The organism is Acinetobacter sp. CIP 64.7, from assembly GCF_000369745.1.
In the GTDB taxonomy this organism is placed as follows: Bacteria; Pseudomonadota; Gammaproteobacteria; order Pseudomonadales; family Moraxellaceae; genus Acinetobacter; species Acinetobacter fasciculus.
In genome coordinates this window covers 1,210,195-1,226,155 of record NZ_KB850179.1, presented here as the reverse complement: position 1 = coordinate 1,226,155, position 15,961 = coordinate 1,210,195, and the positions used below count along the sequence as shown (strand labels likewise).

The window sequence follows — 15,961 nt, the reverse complement described above, 5'->3', positions numbered from 1 at the left end:
AAAATTTAGGCATGCACACTGAACTGGTTTGAAGCTCCTGCAGCCACCGGACGATAGATCCGCAAGCTTTGTGAGTTTTTCAGGTCGGTGATAAACTGATCACGCCAGCGAATAATATCGAAATTTTTCAAGCCTTGGCTTAAATAACGATAGCGCTCTAAACGTTCTGATTTAGACATGCGCAGCGCCTTCTTCAAAGCTTTAGCCATACTGTCATGCTCATAAGGATCGACCAGTAAGGCTTCTTTCATTTGTTCAGCAGCACCGGCATATTTAGATAGAATCAAAACACCCGGATCTAAAGGATCCTGTGCAGCAATATATTCCTTGGCGACCAGATTCATACCATCCCGGATCGAATTTACCCAGCAAATATCTGCCTTACGATACAGTTGCATCAATGCCTCATGGCCCAAAGTATCATAACTGCAATCGAAAGGTAACCAGTCCGCTGTGCCATGCTGGCTATTAAGTTCATGCACGGCAGATTTAAATTGCATATACAGGTTCTTATAGGTCTTTACATCCAGTCGGCATGGACAGGCAATTTGTAATTGCTGGAATTGATTTTTAAACTCAGGCTGATCTTCCAGTAAGCTCTGCAAAGATCCGATTTTTTCCAATAAGCCTTTACTATAATCAATCCGGTCAACTGAAATGATGGTTTTATAAGGCTGCACTGTATTCAGATCAAACGGAAGCTTTTCTGGATGACTATCTGAGGCCTGATTTTGTAGTTGCACAGGATGCACACCAATCGGATAGCATTTCACATGAATCTTTCGAGATTGATAATTCAGGATTTCATTGTGACGATGCTGCACTTTTAAGGTCTGTTCAAGGAAATTTAAACAGTTTTCCTGATCGCGAGAGGTCTGCAAACCCAGTACATCGTAGTTGGCCAAATGATGTGCCAGATCGCGATGGGCGGGTAAAGTCTGCCAGAGCCTTAGTTCAGGAAAGGGAATATGCAGGAAAAAGCCAATACGGTTACGCATGCCCAGTTTACGGCAATAATGCGCCACGCTTAAAAAATGATAATCATGGATCCAGATAATATCATGTGGAGATGCTACCTGTTTCAGGTGCTTGGCAAAGCGTAAATTGACATCCTGATAGATCTTAAAATCCTGCGGCTGATAATCTACAAGTTGATGCTGGTCGTGCATCAGCGGCCACAATGCATTGTTGGCAAAACCACAATAAAAGCCTTGATATTGGGATTCAGTCAATGGACTCGTGTGATATTCAACATTTTGATGCTTCAGGATTTGAAACTTCTGCTCTTTCGTCTGGTCAACTCGGGATCCATTCCAGCCAACCCAGATACCGCCTATATCCTGCAAAGCATCCTGCAATGCCACCGCTAATCCACCTGCCTGTGTATTGTCTGACTTAGGTAGATTTACACGATTTGATAACACTATGAGTTTCGACATGTAATTTCTCCAATAATAATTGTTGTTGTGCTTTCAGTATTTCTAAAAATTCTGCTAGAAAAGCCTGTACTTGAGTCACGTTTTCGAGGCGATGTTGTGCCACGGTGTTGCCTGTACCGACTTTGATAGAGCAGCCTTTGAATGTGTTGATGACTTGAAAACCGGCTTCGTCGGTCAGGTCATCTCCGATAAAAATGGGGTAATGATCACTTAAGTGATATTGCTGAATGATTTGTTGGATGGCTGAACCTTTATTTGCACCTTTGGGTACCAGTTCAAATACAAACTTTCCAGCCTTAAGTTCAAAATCCTGAAAATGAGTAAGACAATTCAAGGCAAATGCATGCACTTGATGCTCTAAATGGGGATGTTCACGAAAATGCAGGGCGACTGAATAGTCTTTAATTTCTATTCGCGTCTGAGGAATATTATTACTATGTTCTGTAATATAATTTTTTAATAATTCAAACTGTTCAGGATTTAAATCAATCAACTTGCTTAAACGCGATTGGTAGCTTAATTCCAGACCGTGAGAACCGGCAATATTCCAGTCAAATGGATAAATAAGTTTTTGGGCTTGTGCAATTGAGCGACCGGTCACTAATACTAGCTGAATATATTGTTGTAACTCTTTTAAAGTATTTAAGGTTTCGCTCTTAATTATACTTTTTGCTGGATCTGGGTGGAATTCAGAAATGGTTCCATCAATATCAAGAAATAAAACAAGTTTGTGAGAATAAATAATAGGTTTGAGTTGATTTAAAATCACTTGAGGTAATATATAAGAAGATGTAGCAAGTGAATCTTCTAGGTCTTGATCTTCTTTTAGAGTCGACATAAATACTACCTAAGCCTCTGAAGTTAAAATGATTTAAAAGTTAGAATTACCTGAATGGTCATTGCTTTGATTAAATTTATAACATATTTCATTTAACAGACTGGCTTTAAGTGCAGAAACGAAACACTTTTAACAAGTACAGTTACTTTGTAAGATTTAGAAATATTTTGGTAGAAATCCAGTATTGTTAATAAATTTTAAAAATAAATTATGCAGATTTTATATTTTAAGTTTTTCTTGGATTGATTGTTTTTCAGGGTTTTAGATAATAAGATTTATTATTTAATCGTTATTTTTGAATATGTATCTTGTAATCAATTTTTAAGAAATAGTATTTATTATTAATTTGTATTGTATTTTTTAAATATATGGGGAGATATAATTTTGAGATATTTTTAAATATAATAATTTAAATAAATTTATAAATTAGGCATATACAATAATAATATCTAAATTAAGTTTATGAAAGTTAATAATTTTTAAGATTGGCTAAGCTGTCTTAAAAGGAAAAAATACTAAAATTGTCTAGAGGGAAATTTCGTATTATTAAATTTTCCCGGGACTAATTGGAGAGCTATACAATTTAAACAGCCTCTTAATTTAGCATCTCAGATTATTTTTTAATTCTTATTGGTAAATTTTATCAGAGGATAAAAAATCGAAGAAAGACGAACGCCAGTTCTATTACTGAACTCTCAAAATAACTTGAATATTCTTTTTTTGAATCGAAGCGTAGGTGTTAGATGAAGTTGAACTAAACAGAGAGAAGAGATGTAAGGGTGGTATTGCAATGACAGAGCAGATACAAAAGACGGAAAAACAGATCATCAGTGATCTTACATAGGCCAAAAAATTAAGTGATGTTTCAATTAAATTTTTTTTGCTCAAATGGACATGAGCCAATTTAAAATCAGTAACTAATGATAGAAGAGGCAAGAAATAATTTTTTGAAAAAATAATAAAAGAGCAATCAAAGTGGAGAAAAGCTAAGGGTCGTATCATACAAGTTAAAAAACCAAACTCAGATACAACCCATTTATTTGCATGAGAGAAAAATACTCAGATTTCTCGCCACACTTCATTTTTGTCTTTTAAAGGAATGGTAAAGTTAAAGTCATCATCATTACTGACCAGAAGACTGGTTGGAGTCTGCATGACCACTTTCAAAACAGTACCGGCTTCAAAAATAATAGGGTCGCAGTTTTCTTTTTGTAGAGTCACCGGTTTAAGTAATTCAATTACTGAACTTTCCATAGTTTTTTCCAAAATAAGATTACTTTTCGATAATTAAATCATAGCATGATTTTTGAAAATTTAACTGTTTCTTCAAAAACTAAGAACTTGATCAATGACTTATTCAAATAGGGAGTAGTGCTCTATTTAGATTAAAGATACCTAGAAGACATGCAGTATGTCTGATTTTCATCCTATTCTCGCAGTGCTCAGAAGCATGAAGTTCTTTTACATAAACCCGACAGATAACAGGCATAAAAAAGTCTATCAAAATAACGAAAGGTCAAAAACATGATGATTTTTTGTTTTTGATATCGCTCTGCTGAATGATAAAAATAAGTTTCTAGAGACTCGATATCCTTCTATCCTTTTTTACACTAAATTGAAAATTAATGCTTTATAACAGTAAAAATCTAAAATAAGAATAAACTATGCGTCATTTGGATGACCAAGAGACATAAGGAGAACTGGGTCGGCATGTTTAAGTCATTTTTCCCGCAACCCGTCTGGTTTTTTAGCAGCCTGATTTTGTGGTTTATCATTAATCTTGTGCTTTGGCATAGTGGCGGATCAGGATGGGGAACCTATCTGGGTTTTCCTGAAGGTTATTCTGATGAAAAGCTTACAATCGGTATCGGGCGTTTCTGGTCAGCTCAATTCATCTGGTTCTATCTCTGGTATTTCATTGCAACTACGATATTTGCGCTGTTCTGGCAATGGAAAGCCAGACACCGATGGCAGCGCTGGTCGGTCTGGGGCTCGGCATTTATTCTGTTTAATATCTGGTTCGGGGTACAGGTCAATGTCGTATTAAACGAATGGTATAGCCCGTTTTATGATCAGATTCAACAAATGCTCACTAAGGGTGGTGGGGATGTTTCATTGCTGTATCAAGGCGCATTAACCTTTATTTATATTGCGATGGTTTATGTCACTTTAGCGGTATTTAACCTGTTTTTTGTCAGCCATTATGTCTTCCGCTGGCGTACCGCGATGAATGATTATTACACCGCACATTGGGAGCAGTTACGTCATATTGAAGGTGCATCACAACGTATCCAGGAAGATACCATGCGCTTTGCCAAAACCACGGAGCAGTTAAGTGTTTCCTTGATCGAAGCGCTGATGTTGCTGATGGCATTCCTGCCGATCTTATATCAGCTCTCTAGTCATGTGAAAGTTTTACCGATTGTAGGGGAAATACCGCATGCTTTAATGTGGGCCTCGATCGGCTGGGCGGTATTGGGTACGGTCATTTTAATGGTCGTGGGAATGAAATTGCCCGGACTGGAGTTCAATAACCAGAAAGTTGAGGCAGCCTATCGTAAAGAGCTGGTCTATGGCGAAGACTATGCTGATCGCGCACATCCGCTGACATTACAAGAACTGTTTAGCCGGGTACGCTGGAATTATTTCCGGTTGTATTTTCACTATGCTTATTTCAACATGGTTCGGATCTGGTACTTGCAGTTAGACAATATTTACGGATTATTTATTCTGTTTCCAAGTATTGCAGCAGGGGCAATTACTCTTGGTTTGATGATGCAAATCCTGAATGTATTTGGCAAAGTGCGGGAATCTTTCCAGTATCTGATTCTGTCTTGGCCGACGATTATTGAACTGATGTCGATCTATAAACGCTTAAAAGCATTTGAATCACATATTGATTAATTTTTTCTCATATTATTATCCTGCTTTATCAGCCAAACAGTTTTAGGTTTGGCTTTTTTTAGGGCGAGTTAATTTACAAAATCCAATGGAAAATATCGATCTGACCGTTGGTCAGATGACTTGGGTAAATCGTGTCAGAACCTCCCAATATTGGGGTATTCAGATATTTTTTTCTTGTCTAAAATCCTAAGGGCCAGCCAAGATGGCGTTTAATTTCCGATGGTTTGACGTATAAAAATAACAAATGTACGTTGAGGAAATTATTCTTATGCTGATCTTGTTCAGGCAATGTTATAGCGGATAAAAGGTAAATTTATTACCCATTATAATAAAGGTCTGTAGCGTTCCCTGAATAAGCCGCCGGAGAAGGACTCACCGCCTTCTTCGGTTTTTTATGTGTTTTTTCTATCTTTTTCTTGAGTCCTGAATGGAATTGTTTATTATTTGAACTGATTTAAAAATGATACTTGTGTCAATTTTTATCACATGAAGCTTGGCATAATCAGCAAAGTTGAGGCTGAAAAAATCACGTTATCCTATACAGAATACTTATTGAAGACAAATAATATAGTGATGGCACTCATGATTTTACTTTCATTTGAATTAGGAATAGCTTTTAACCTAGGATTTCGCTTAAATAAAAACCCGCTCTAAAGCGGGTTTCCTTTTTCAAAGTTGATCAGATCAACCAATCAATTTCTTCATTAATTCATTCACTTGAGCAGGGTTGGCTTTGCCTTTCGCAGCTTTCATCACTTGACCAACAAGACCGTTGAAAGCTTTCTCTTTACCAGATTTATACTCTTCAACCATCTTCTCATTGGCAGCAAGAACTTCTTTAATAATTGCTTCAATCGCGCCTGTATCAGTTTCCTGTTTCAAGCCTTTTTCAGCAATAATTTCATCCGCAGATTTGCCTTCGTCCCACATAAAGCCGAATACTTGCTTCGCGATCTTACCGTTAATTGTGTTGTCCACAATACGCGCGATCATACCGCCAAGTTTTTCCGCAGAAACAGGAGAGTCCGCCAAATCTAAGCTTGCTTTGTTTAAAGCACCAGAGAATTCGCCCATCACCCAGTTTGCAGACACTTTACCTTGTGCCGCGCCACCAGCCGCAGCAACTACAGCTTCATAAAATTCTGACATTTCACGAGTCAATGTAAGCACATGAGCATCATACTCAGTCACACCAAAGTCCGCTACGAAACGCGCACGACGTGCAGCAGGAAGCTCAGGCATAGTCGCTTTAATGGCTTCAATTTGCGCATCAGAAATAATCACAGGCAACAAGTCTGGATCAGGGAAGTAACGGTAGTCGTTAGCTTCTTCCTTAGAACGCATTGAACGCGTTTCCATCTTCACAGGGTCGAACAAACGTGTTTCTTGGTCAATCGTACCATCCCATTCCAAGATTTCCATTTGACGTTCAATTTCAACATTAATCGCTTGTTCAATGAAACGGAATGAGTTCAGGTTTTTAAGTTCACAACGTGTACCGAATGGCTGTCCCGGACGACGTAGTGACACGTTACAGTCAGCACGGAATGAACCTTCTGCCATGTTGCCGTCAGAAATACCTAACCAGCGCACTAAAGTGTGAATTGCCTTGATATAAGCAACCGCTTCTTCAACCGAACGCATATCCGGTTCAGAAACGATTTCAAGCAGCGGCGTACCAGCACGGTTCAAGTCGATGCCTGACATACCTTCGAACTGATCATGAATCGATTTACCCGCATCTTCTTCGAGATGCGCACGGGTTACGCCAATGCGTTTAACCGTGCCATCTTCAAGCTGGATGTCGATATGACCCAAGCCCACAATCGGGTTGTCCATCTGGCTGATCTGATAGCCTTTTGGAGAGTCCGGATAGAAGTAGTTTTTACGCGCAAATACAGACGCCTGATCGATGTAAGCATCGATGCCCAAACCAAAGCGAATCGCAAGATCAACCACTTCTTTGTTTAATACCGGTAATACGCCCGGCATAGCCAAATCAACCAGGCTGGCTTGCGTGTTTGGATCATTACCGAAAACAGTCGATGAACCTGAAAAAATTTTGGTATTGGTGGCAAGCTGAGTGTGAATCTCGATACCAATAACGACTTCCCAACCATCAATCAGGTTGGATTTTGGTTTAGCCGATTTTTGAGCTTGAGCCATTATGCGTTCTCCTCAGCAATTGCAGCGCGTTTTGTATGCCAATCGGTGGCCTGTTGATACTGGTGTACCACAGACAACAATTGAGATTCTGACCAGTAATTACCAATCAGCTGTAAGCCAACTGGCAAGTTATTTTGGTCAAAACCGACAGGCGCGTTAATCGCAGGAAGACCTGCCAGATTTACCGCAAGCGTATAAATATCGCCCAGGTACATTTCAACTGGCGTTAAATCTGCACCAATTTTATAGGCAGTCGTTGGCGCAGAAGGTGCTGCAATGACATCGACCGATTCAAATGCTTTAAGGAAATCTTGCTGGATCAGGCGACGTACTTTCTGTGCTTTTACATAGTAAGCATCGTAATAACCTGCAGACAGGGCATACGTACCAATCAGGATACGGCGTTGCACTTCTGCACCAAAACCTTCTGAACGTGAACGCTTGTACAGGTCCATCAGGTCCACAGGATTTTCACAGCGGTAGCCATAACGGACACCGTCAAAGCGTTGTAAGTTAGAGGATGCTTCAGCAGGTGCGATCAGATAGTAAGTTGGAACATAAGCTTCTGTCATGTTGAGATCAATCTCAACCAGAATTGCGCCCATTTCTTCCAGTTTTTTTAGTGATTCTTCAACGCGTGCTTTAACGTCCGCATCCAGACCTTCAACATTGAAGTACTGTTTAGGAATACCGATACGCAGACCTTTTACAGAAGTCCCGTTCAGGTTGGCAACATAGTCATCAACATCTTTGTCCATTGAGGTTGAATCTTTGGCATCATGACCCGCCATGACATTCATCAGATAAGCACAGTCTTCAGCCGAACGTGCCATCGGGCCGCCTTGGTCTAAAGATGATGCATACGCGATCATACCAAAACGTGATACACGGCCATAAGTTGGTTTCAGACCAGTCAGACCACAAAAAGAAGCCGGCTGACGGATTGAACCACCGGTATCCGTACCGGTTGCAAATGGTGCCAGATCAGCAGCAACAACTGCAGCAGAACCACCTGAAGAACCGCCCGGAACGTGATCCAGTGCCCAAGGGTTTTTGGTCGAGCCAAAATAAGAAGACTCGGAAGTAGAACCCATGGCGAATTCGTCCATGTTCACTTTACCAAGTGTGACTAAGCCCGCAGCTTTACCTTTCGCTACAACGGTCGCGTCGTAAGGAGAGATAAAATTGTCCAGCATTTTAGAACCGGCTGTGGTTTTAATGCCTTGGGTACAGAAAATATCTTTATGTGCAATGGGCACGCCAGTCAGGGCAGTGGCATTGCCAGCTTTGATTGCAGCATCGGCAGCATCAGCTTGAGCTAATGCCTGTTCAGCAGTCACGGTCACATAAGCTTTGACCTGTGCATCAATTTTTTCGATGCGCTTTAAATAGTGTTGAGTCAATTCGCGGGATGAAAATTGAGCATTTGCCAAACCTTCAGTCAGTTCACGAATGGATAAGCGGTGTAAATCTGTCATGAGAAATAATTCTTTACGTTTAATTTAATAAAAAGAATGAACTGGGTAATAATTACTCAATCACGCGTGGGACGAGATACAAACCGTCCTGTACAGCAGGTGCAACTGCTTGGTATTCCTCACGATGATTGCTTTCCGACACGACATCTTCACGTAAAGGCTGTGGGTGGTCGAAAGGGCTTTTCAGTGGTTCAACACCGTCGGTATTGATGCCTTTCAGGGTTTCCATCATGCCTAAAATTTTATTTAAACTTTGAGCATATTCAGCAGATTGCGTATCATTGAGAGATAACCTTGCAAGGTTGGCAATAGCTGAAACTGTTTCTGCACTTAAATCTGCAGAATGCTGTGCATCCGATGTAGACATAATATTACCTAATCAGTATTAAAAAAATTCAAATTATCATGCGTTATGATAAGCGATTGACTTGTCCAAATCATCACATTTAGTTAAAGTGGCGACCTTGCGTCCATATAAAGTTTAACTGAGAACGTCCCCGTGATTCTAAAACGACTAATAGGCTTGTTTTCGCCCGATCTTGCCATTGATTTAGGTACAGCAAATACACTTATTTATGCGCCAGGACGAGGCATTATATTAAATGAACCAACGGTTGTAGCCATCCGTCATAGTGGTTCACATAAAATTGTTGCGGCAGTCGGTCTTGAAGCGAAGCAAATGCTAGGTCGTACCCCAGCCAATATCTCAGCGATCCGTCCTATGAAAGACGGTGTGATTGCGGATTTTGAAGTCACTGAGACCATGCTGAATCAGTTCATTCGCAAAGTACATGAAAACCGTTTATTTACTCCGGCACCGCGTGTCGTGGTTTGCGTGCCATGTAAATCGACTCTGGTTGAGCGCCGTGCCATTCGTGAAGCCGTGTTTAATGCGGGCGCACGTGATGTACGTTTAATCGAAGAGCCAATGGCAGCAGCGATTGGTGCAGGTATGCCAGTTGAGCAGGCTTGTGGTTCGATGGTGGTCGATGTAGGTGGGGGTACCACTGAAATTGCAATCATTTCCCTACAAGGTTGTGTTTATGCAGACTCTTTACGGATTGGCGGTGATGTCTTTGATGAGCAGATCATTAACTATGTGCGTAAAGCGCATGGCTGTGTGATCGGCGAAACCACTGCTGAAGTGATCAAAAAAGAAGTGGGTATGGCGTTGCCAGATGAAGGTGCTAAACCGCTTGAAATTGAAGTTCGTGGCCGTAACCTCGCAGAAGGTGTGCCTCGCGCAATCGTGGTTAATTCTGACGAAGTCACCCAAGCGATTTCTGATCCATTGCAAAACATCGTGTCTGCTGTGAAATCTGCGCTAGAACACACACCTCCTGAGCTTTCTTCGGACATCGCTGAACGCGGTATCGTGTTAACTGGTGGTGGTGCATTGCTACGTAACCTGGACAAGCTGCTTGCCAAAGAAACTGGCCTGCCAGTGGTAGTGGCAGAAGATCCACTATCATGTGTGACTCGTGGTGGCGGCAAGGTACTCGAATTTTTCGACAACCCAAATCATGACATGTTATTCGTAGGCTAAGAAAAGGATTCGGCGGGTGCAAGCACATCTGTTTTCTCGACAACCGCCATCTTTTCGCTCTTTTATCATTGCATTGGTGACATGCCTGGTGGTGCTTTTCTTTGATTGGCGCATGCCGCATGTTGTTCAACCTGCAAGGGATGTCCTGTACGCTGCTTATAATCCTATTTATGCGGTGGCCAGTTATCCGGTATTGTCGCGAGAGTGGTTGAATCAACAAACCAAGTCTGAAGCTCAGTTGCGCCGGGAAAATACCGCGATGCAGGCCGAGTTGCTACAGGCACAGGTACGCTTACAAAAAATCTCTGAACTTTCTGCTGAAAATACCCGTTTGCGCGGTCTATTGGACACGCCACTGATCATTGATGGACGTATTGAAATTGCCGAAGTGATTGGTACCGATGCCGATCCATTACGGCATATTATCGTGATCAACCGGGGTTCGAATAACGAGCTGAAAGTCGGGCAAACCGTACTGGATGACAAGGGTATCATGGGGCAGATTATCAATGTCTATCCGCATAGTAGTCGGGTCATGCTGTTGTCTGATAAAGAACATTCACTGTCAGTGCGCCTGGAACATACCGGGATGCGTGCCATTGTTTCAGGCACGGGCGATCTGGGACGTTTAAAAATGGAATATGTACCGACCAGTGCCAATATCAAGGTCGGTGAAAAAGTCTATAGTTCGGGCTTGGGACAACATTTCCCGGCAGGTTATCTGGTGGGGCAGGTGTCTAAAGTACAACGGCATAATTCCGGTGAATTTGCCCAGATTGATGTCACGCCTGCAGCCCAACTGGCTGGTGGACATCATGTGGTGGTGTTATTTTCCGATTCATTAGCGATGGAGCAACCGCATGTCAATCGCTAAGATGAAATCCAGAAAGCATCGTGATCCTTTAATGGCTATTGTCATTTCGGTGATTGTGGCTTCTATTTTAATGGTCTATCCACTTTCCTATAATCTCTCGGGGTGGCGTCCGCTGTTTATGCTGATGATCATGCTTTTCTGGGTGCTGTGCCAGCCGACCTGGTGTGGGATCTGGTTTGCCTTTGGTACCGGTATTTTTATTGATCTGCTGCTGGATGCACCTTTGGGTTTGAATGCGCTGAGCTTTATCATTATTGCCTTTTTAGCCCGCTTTCTAACCCGTGAGCGCCGTATCCTGACCTTTAATAATCTCTGGGTGATTATGGGGCTGGCGATTGTCGCGCATCTGCTAATGATCTTTTTTTCCCAGATTGTGGCTGGCGTGCAATTTTCTTATGCAAGGCACTGGATTCCGATGCTGACCAGTATTCTGGTTTGGCCTGCTATTTATTATATGCTCAAAAAATGGCGCGTATAATTCTTGCTTCGAGCTCACCCCAGCGCCGCGAGTTATTGCAACAACTCGGGCTGAGCTTCGATATTTACAGTCCCGAGATCGACGAATCTGTACAAGCAGGCGAGTCGGTCGCAGCCTATGTTGAACGTCTGGCACGTGCCAAAGCCGATGCCGTGGCAGAGCTTTATCCTGATGCAATTATTATTGCTGCGGACACCAGTTTGGGGGTGGATCAGGAGATTTTGGGCAAACCTGAATCCAAACAACATGCGATTGAAATGTGGACAAAAATCTCCGGTCGGTGGCATGATGTATATAGCGGTGTCTGTGTTCGTACAAAGCATGAAAAATACAGTATAGTGGTATGCACACAGGTCGAATTTCAAATCCTGAGCGCTGCAGATATGGAAAGTTACTGGGCGACAGGTGAGCCACTGGGTAAAGCAGGGGCTTATGCAATTCAAGGAATTGCAGCACGTTATATTCCAAAAATACAGGGCAGTTATTCCAATGTGGTTGGCTTGCCTTTATATGAGACAGTACAGTTATTACAGACGGTTAAGGCACTAAATTAACTGCTGAAAAGAATTCTTATAATGTTTTGAGTGTAGTTATGTCTGACGAGTTGTTGATTAACGTCACGCCGATGGAATGTCGGGTCGCGTTAATTGAAAACGGCACGGTCAATGAACTGTTTGTCGAGCGTACGGCCAAGCGTGGCCTGGTAGGGAATGTCTATAAAGGAAAAGTGGTGCGGGTCTTACCCGGCATGCAGGCTGCTTTCGTGGATATCGGACTTTCTCGTACTGCGTTTTTACATATCAATGATATGGTCTGGCCTCGCAATCAGCCAACCCCGAATGTCTTTGAGCTACTTCAACCGGGACAAGTCCTCACGGTTCAGGTGATGAAAGATATGCTCGGTACTAAAGGTGCACGCCTGTCTACCGATCTGTCGATTCCTTCGCGTTATTTAGTCTTGATGCCATATGGTAATCATATCGGGGTATCGCAACGGATTGAATCCGAGGAAGAGCGTAATCGCTTGCGTTCGATCATTGAGCGGATTCAGGCAGAACATAAGCTGCCAGGTTCAGTGATTGTACGTACTGCGGCAGAAGGGATTGAAGAAGAAGCCATTGCACAGGATATGGCTTATCTGGCCAAGCTTTGGGAATATATCCAGCGCAAGCAAAAGATTATTGCAGTACCGTCTTTGATCTTTGAAGAATTGCCTTTACCGCAGCGGGTGATTCGTGATCTGGCCAATGAAGAAACTGCCAAAATTTACGTAGATTCACGTGAAATTCATGCCAAGTTGCAGGAATTTGTCGAAGAATTTGTTCCGAACATGAAAGACCGTTTGCTGCATTATCCGGGTGAACGGCCAATTTTTGACTTGTATAATGTCGAAGAAGACCTGCAAAAGGCATTGCAAACTCGTGTCGCATTGAAGTCCGGCGGCTATCTGATGATTGACCAGACGGAAGCCATGGCCACAATTGATGTCAATACCGGTTCTTATGTTGGTGGACGTTCGCTGGAAGATACGGTTTTTAAAACCAATATGGAAGCGACGGATGTTATCGCGCGTCAGTTACGGCTGCGTAATCTGGGCGGCATTATTATCATCGACTTCATTGATATGCAGGAAGCGCAGCATCGTGAAGAAGTGATGAAACAGTTTGAGCGCATGTTAGAACGTGACCACGCCAAGACCAAGATTACTCAGGTATCAGAACTGGGCTTGGTGGAAATGACCCGGAAACGCACCCGTGAGTCGCTGGAACATCTGCTGTGCGAGTCTTGTCCGACCTGTCAAGGACGCGGTTATGTCAAAACAGCCGAGTCAGTATGTTACGAAATATTCAGGGAGATTCTGCGTTATGCTCGTGCTTATGAGTCACAGAGTGGCTTTACTGTCGTTGCGCATCCGGCTGTTATTGATCGTCTATTAACAGCAGAAGCGCCTGCAGTCGCTGATCTAGAACATTTCATTAATCGCGTGATTAAGTTCCAGGTGGAAAATCTGTATACGCAAGAGCAATACGATATCATTCTCAGCTGAAATTGTAACAGAATATCGTTAAACACTTGTTACATCTGAAATTTTACAACCGGGCCTTTATTTACAATACTAGATGCATGAATTAGCCAAAGCCGTTTCTCCCAGTTTCAGGCTTAGCAAAAGGAGTGTGTGATGAGTATGAGTAAAGCAGTAATCCATAAAGGCCTAAAACACGTATTAGAACCAAAGACTGTACATGCGGGATATATCGTTGATGAGCGCGGTAATGAAGTTCAGATTACCGCGAGCATGATCCGTAACGTCTGCCATCAATTATTACAACAGTGCCGTACTATTAAAAGCTGATTATATTTGTGCATTGTTTTTAACTTGTCAAAAAATGATTTGGATAGATGATTAAAATCGAGAAGTCTTCCAAAAATTCTAAAATAATTTAAAAAGATTTCAAAAATAAAGAAAAGGGACCAGATCGGTCCCTTTATTCTGTGCTCAGAGACTGGCAAAAATGATCAACACCTTTGACAATCCATCTGTCTTATTTATTCATCCGCGGCTAGCTTACCGCCCGTAACTTTGGGACAGGTTCGCCATCTACAATAAGTTCAAAACGTTGAATTTCTTCTTCCAGATGTGTCAGCAAATTCTGCATTTTCGGCAGGGCATTACGACATGCGGTCAAGCCGACTTCCAGTTTATCTAAATAGCTGGTCATGGTGATATTCAAGGCCTGACCATCCAGTACGATAGAAGCCGGATAAAGTGCTTCAAGACGTGCACCATTCCAGTAAAGGGGCTCTTGTGGTCCAGGTACATTGGAAATAATGACGTTAAACGCCTGACGTGTTGGCATTAAACCGGAGGCAATATTGAGACCTGCTGCGCCATAAACAAAGGCACTATAGTTTAAGATTTGATTGGCATTCATGCGTTTAAAGCGCTCTTTGGCACTCAACACACTGCGGCGTACGATCTTGAGACGTTCCAGTGGATCTTCTTTATGCGTACCCAGATTGGCTAGAATCATGGTAACACGGTTGGATACATCCGAGTCATCACTGCGAACCGAAGCTGGAACCATGGCAATTAACGGTTTTTTCGGTAAGGCATTTTGCGATAATAAATATTCACGTAATGCACCTGAACAAATGGCCAAGACAATATCATTAATGGTCACGCCCAATGCCTTGGAAATATGACGTAAGCGTGAAAACTCGAAAGACTGTGCTGCAAAGCGACGTGAAGCACTGACGCGTTGATTCAGAATACTGCTTGGTGCCTGGAAGCTGGACACATAATCGGGATTACGTCCCATATCCTTCATGACAGTTTGCGACAGTTCATAAGCAACTCGTGGCGCACATTCCAGTTGCCCCTTAATGGTCTGCAGGACATTCTTAAACCTGTTAACTTTAGGTGCTTTCAGGCGTTTGGCACGTGGCCCTTCTACACACCACGGCGGTACAATACTCTTGGCATGGGGGTCAAATGAAAGTGATTTTTCGACCAGACGCATGCCGGCAATTCCATCCACCATGGCATGGTGAATTTTGAAATACATGGCAAAACGGTTACCTTCAATACCTTCAATGATATGACAGGTCCATAAAGGTTTTGCACGATCAATCAGGGCACTATGTTCTTGAGAAATATAGGTCAGCAATTCACGGATACGGCCCGGTTTTGGCAGGGCGATATGACGAAAATGATGATCTAAATCAAATTCCTGGTCTTCATCCCAAAACAGGCCGTTTAAATAATTGTTAAAAGGTGGGATAGGGGAGCATTTCGAATTTTGGATATCCGTGACTAGATCCTGAATAAAGGAAGCTGGCGCATTGTCGGGAATTTGGAATAAAAATAGTCCACCTACATGCATAGGCTGCTGCCGTTTCTCTAAAGTTAAGAAAATAAAATCAATTGGATGTAATGGACGCATAGCGTGGATTGCCTCACTGCATTCTCTATGGCTTTTTTGTTAAAAGGCCTTGTTAGAATTATTACTTTAGTTTTTAAAGTATATCTTTTTTAGCATATAAATGAACTGCTTTATCTTGCCTCAACTGTGAAAAAGTGGCTATTGACAAGAACAAAATATCTTCCTAAGTTTATGAAATGTGAAAATTTTAGTTTTAAAATAACCTGAGTTCGATGAAATATTTTAGCTTTTTAGCAAGTTTTGGAAAGTTGGCTTATTTGGATTTAAGCAATAAGCCACTATAGCAGCCATAAT

14 protein-coding genes are annotated in these 15,961 nt (G+C 42.0%); 7 read left to right on the top strand and 7 right to left on the bottom strand.

Annotation, left to right across the window (positions count from 1 at the left end; all coding sequences use genetic code 11):
* Positions 1-5 precede the first annotated feature (5 nt).
* From F890_RS12430 to F890_RS12420, 3 genes are all read right to left on the bottom strand, one after another.
* Positions 6-1,439 (bottom strand): trehalose-6-phosphate synthase, encoded by a 1,434-nt coding sequence (locus F890_RS12430; protein WP_005267167.1) that lies wholly within the window; start codon positions 1,437-1,439, stop codon positions 6-8.
* On the bottom strand, positions 1,396-2,277 hold the full coding sequence (gene otsB / locus F890_RS12425) for a trehalose-phosphatase (RefSeq protein ID WP_005267166.1): 882 nt from the start codon (positions 2,275-2,277) through the stop codon (positions 1,396-1,398). The genes F890_RS12430 and otsB overlap by 44 nt, the downstream gene beginning before the upstream one ends.
* A 1,059-nt stretch (positions 2,278-3,336) precedes the next feature.
* Positions 3,337-3,531, bottom strand: a complete 195-nt coding sequence (locus F890_RS12420) for a hypothetical protein (RefSeq protein ID WP_004279347.1) — start codon at positions 3,529-3,531, stop codon at positions 3,337-3,339.
* 456 nt (positions 3,532-3,987) lie between these two features.
* On the opposite strand from F890_RS12420, the gene sbmA reads away from it, so the two are divergent.
* The gene (sbmA, locus tag F890_RS12415) at positions 3,988-5,181 is read left to right on the top strand and encodes a peptide antibiotic transporter SbmA (protein WP_005267165.1); all 1,194 of its coding nucleotides are present in this window, start codon (positions 3,988-3,990) and stop codon (positions 5,179-5,181) included.
* Between the two features lie 684 nt (positions 5,182-5,865).
* Here the strand turns inward: sbmA and gatB are convergent.
* From gatB to gatC, 3 genes are read right to left on the bottom strand one after another with little or no spacing between them, the layout of a single operon-like run.
* Complete coding sequence (gene gatB, locus F890_RS12410) at positions 5,866-7,347, bottom strand: Asp-tRNA(Asn)/Glu-tRNA(Gln) amidotransferase subunit GatB (protein ID WP_005267163.1); 1,482 nt, start codon at positions 7,345-7,347, stop codon at positions 5,866-5,868.
* A complete protein-coding gene (gene gatA / locus F890_RS12405) occupies positions 7,347-8,825 on the bottom strand; it encodes an Asp-tRNA(Asn)/Glu-tRNA(Gln) amidotransferase subunit GatA (protein WP_005267162.1) in 1,479 nt (492 codons plus the stop codon). Before gatA ends, gatB begins: the two co-directional genes overlap by 1 nt.
* A gap of 52 nt (positions 8,826-8,877) precedes the next feature.
* Entirely contained in the window at positions 8,878-9,192 is a 315-nt protein-coding gene (gene gatC, locus F890_RS12400) for an Asp-tRNA(Asn)/Glu-tRNA(Gln) amidotransferase subunit GatC (RefSeq protein ID WP_004279359.1), read from the bottom strand.
* 132 nt (positions 9,193-9,324) lie between these two features.
* Between gatC and F890_RS12395 the strand changes: the two genes are divergently transcribed.
* The 6 genes from F890_RS12395 to F890_RS18835 all read left to right on the top strand — a co-directional run bounded on the left by F890_RS12395 (position 9,325) and on the right by F890_RS18835 (position 14,076).
* Positions 9,325-10,371, top strand: a complete 1,047-nt coding sequence (locus F890_RS12395) for a rod shape-determining protein (protein WP_004279360.1) — start codon at positions 9,325-9,327, stop codon at positions 10,369-10,371.
* Positions 10,372-10,387: 16 nt separating this feature from the next.
* Complete coding sequence (gene mreC, locus F890_RS12390) at positions 10,388-11,245, top strand: rod shape-determining protein MreC (protein ID WP_004279362.1); 858 nt, start codon at positions 10,388-10,390, stop codon at positions 11,243-11,245.
* On the top strand, positions 11,232-11,723 hold the full coding sequence (gene mreD, locus F890_RS12385) for a rod shape-determining protein MreD (RefSeq protein WP_005267153.1): 492 nt from the start codon (positions 11,232-11,234) through the stop codon (positions 11,721-11,723). The genes mreC and mreD overlap by 14 nt, the downstream gene beginning before the upstream one ends.
* Entirely contained in the window at positions 11,711-12,277 is a 567-nt protein-coding gene (locus F890_RS12380) for a Maf-like protein (protein WP_005267151.1), read from the top strand. Before mreD ends, F890_RS12380 begins: the two co-directional genes overlap by 13 nt.
* Positions 12,278-12,315: 38 nt before the next feature.
* On the top strand, positions 12,316-13,770 hold the full coding sequence (rng, locus tag F890_RS12375; RefSeq protein ID WP_004646221.1) for a ribonuclease G: 1,455 nt from the start codon (positions 12,316-12,318) through the stop codon (positions 13,768-13,770).
* 132 nt (positions 13,771-13,902) lie between these two features.
* Entirely contained in the window at positions 13,903-14,076 is a 174-nt protein-coding gene (locus F890_RS18835) for a PA1571 family protein (RefSeq protein WP_004646222.1), read from the top strand.
* A gap of 208 nt (positions 14,077-14,284) precedes the next feature.
* On the opposite strand, the gene F890_RS12370 is transcribed toward F890_RS18835, so the two are convergent.
* Positions 14,285-15,667, bottom strand: a complete 1,383-nt coding sequence (locus F890_RS12370) for a WS/DGAT/MGAT family O-acyltransferase (protein ID WP_005267147.1) — start codon at positions 15,665-15,667, stop codon at positions 14,285-14,287.
* Between the last annotated feature and the right edge of the window lie 294 nt (positions 15,668-15,961).

Excerpts from the sequence above, each read along its gene's own strand:
- sbmA (WP_005267165.1), top strand. The coding sequence starts at position 3,988 with ATGTTTAAGTCATTTTTCCCGCAACCCGTCTGGTTTTTTAGCAGCCTG.
- F890_RS12430 (WP_005267167.1), bottom strand. The coding sequence starts at position 1,439 with ATGTCGAAACTCATAGTGTTATCAAATCGTGTAAATCTACCTAAGTCA.
- F890_RS18835 (WP_004646222.1), top strand. The coding sequence starts at position 13,903 with ATGAGTATGAGTAAAGCAGTAATCCATAAAGGCCTAAAACACGTATTA.
- F890_RS12370 (WP_005267147.1), bottom strand. The coding sequence starts at position 15,667 with ATGCGTCCATTACATCCAATTGATTTTATTTTCTTAACTTTAGAGAAA.
- F890_RS12380 (WP_005267151.1), top strand. The coding sequence starts at position 11,711 with ATGGCGCGTATAATTCTTGCTTCGAGCTCACCCCAGCGCCGCGAGTTA.
- gatC (WP_004279359.1), bottom strand. The coding sequence starts at position 9,192 with ATGTCTACATCGGATGCACAGCATTCTGCAGATTTAAGTGCAGAAACA.
- mreD (WP_005267153.1), top strand. The coding sequence starts at position 11,232 with ATGTCAATCGCTAAGATGAAATCCAGAAAGCATCGTGATCCTTTAATG.
- otsB (WP_005267166.1), bottom strand. The coding sequence starts at position 2,277 with ATGTCGACTCTAAAAGAAGATCAAGACCTAGAAGATTCACTTGCTACA.
- gatA (WP_005267162.1), bottom strand. The coding sequence starts at position 8,825 with ATGACAGATTTACACCGCTTATCCATTCGTGAACTGACTGAAGGTTTG.
- gatB (WP_005267163.1), bottom strand. The coding sequence starts at position 7,347 with ATGGCTCAAGCTCAAAAATCGGCTAAACCAAAATCCAACCTGATTGAT.
- F890_RS12420 (WP_004279347.1), bottom strand. The coding sequence starts at position 3,531 with ATGGAAAGTTCAGTAATTGAATTACTTAAACCGGTGACTCTACAAAAA.
- rng (WP_004646221.1), top strand. The coding sequence starts at position 12,316 with ATGTCTGACGAGTTGTTGATTAACGTCACGCCGATGGAATGTCGGGTC.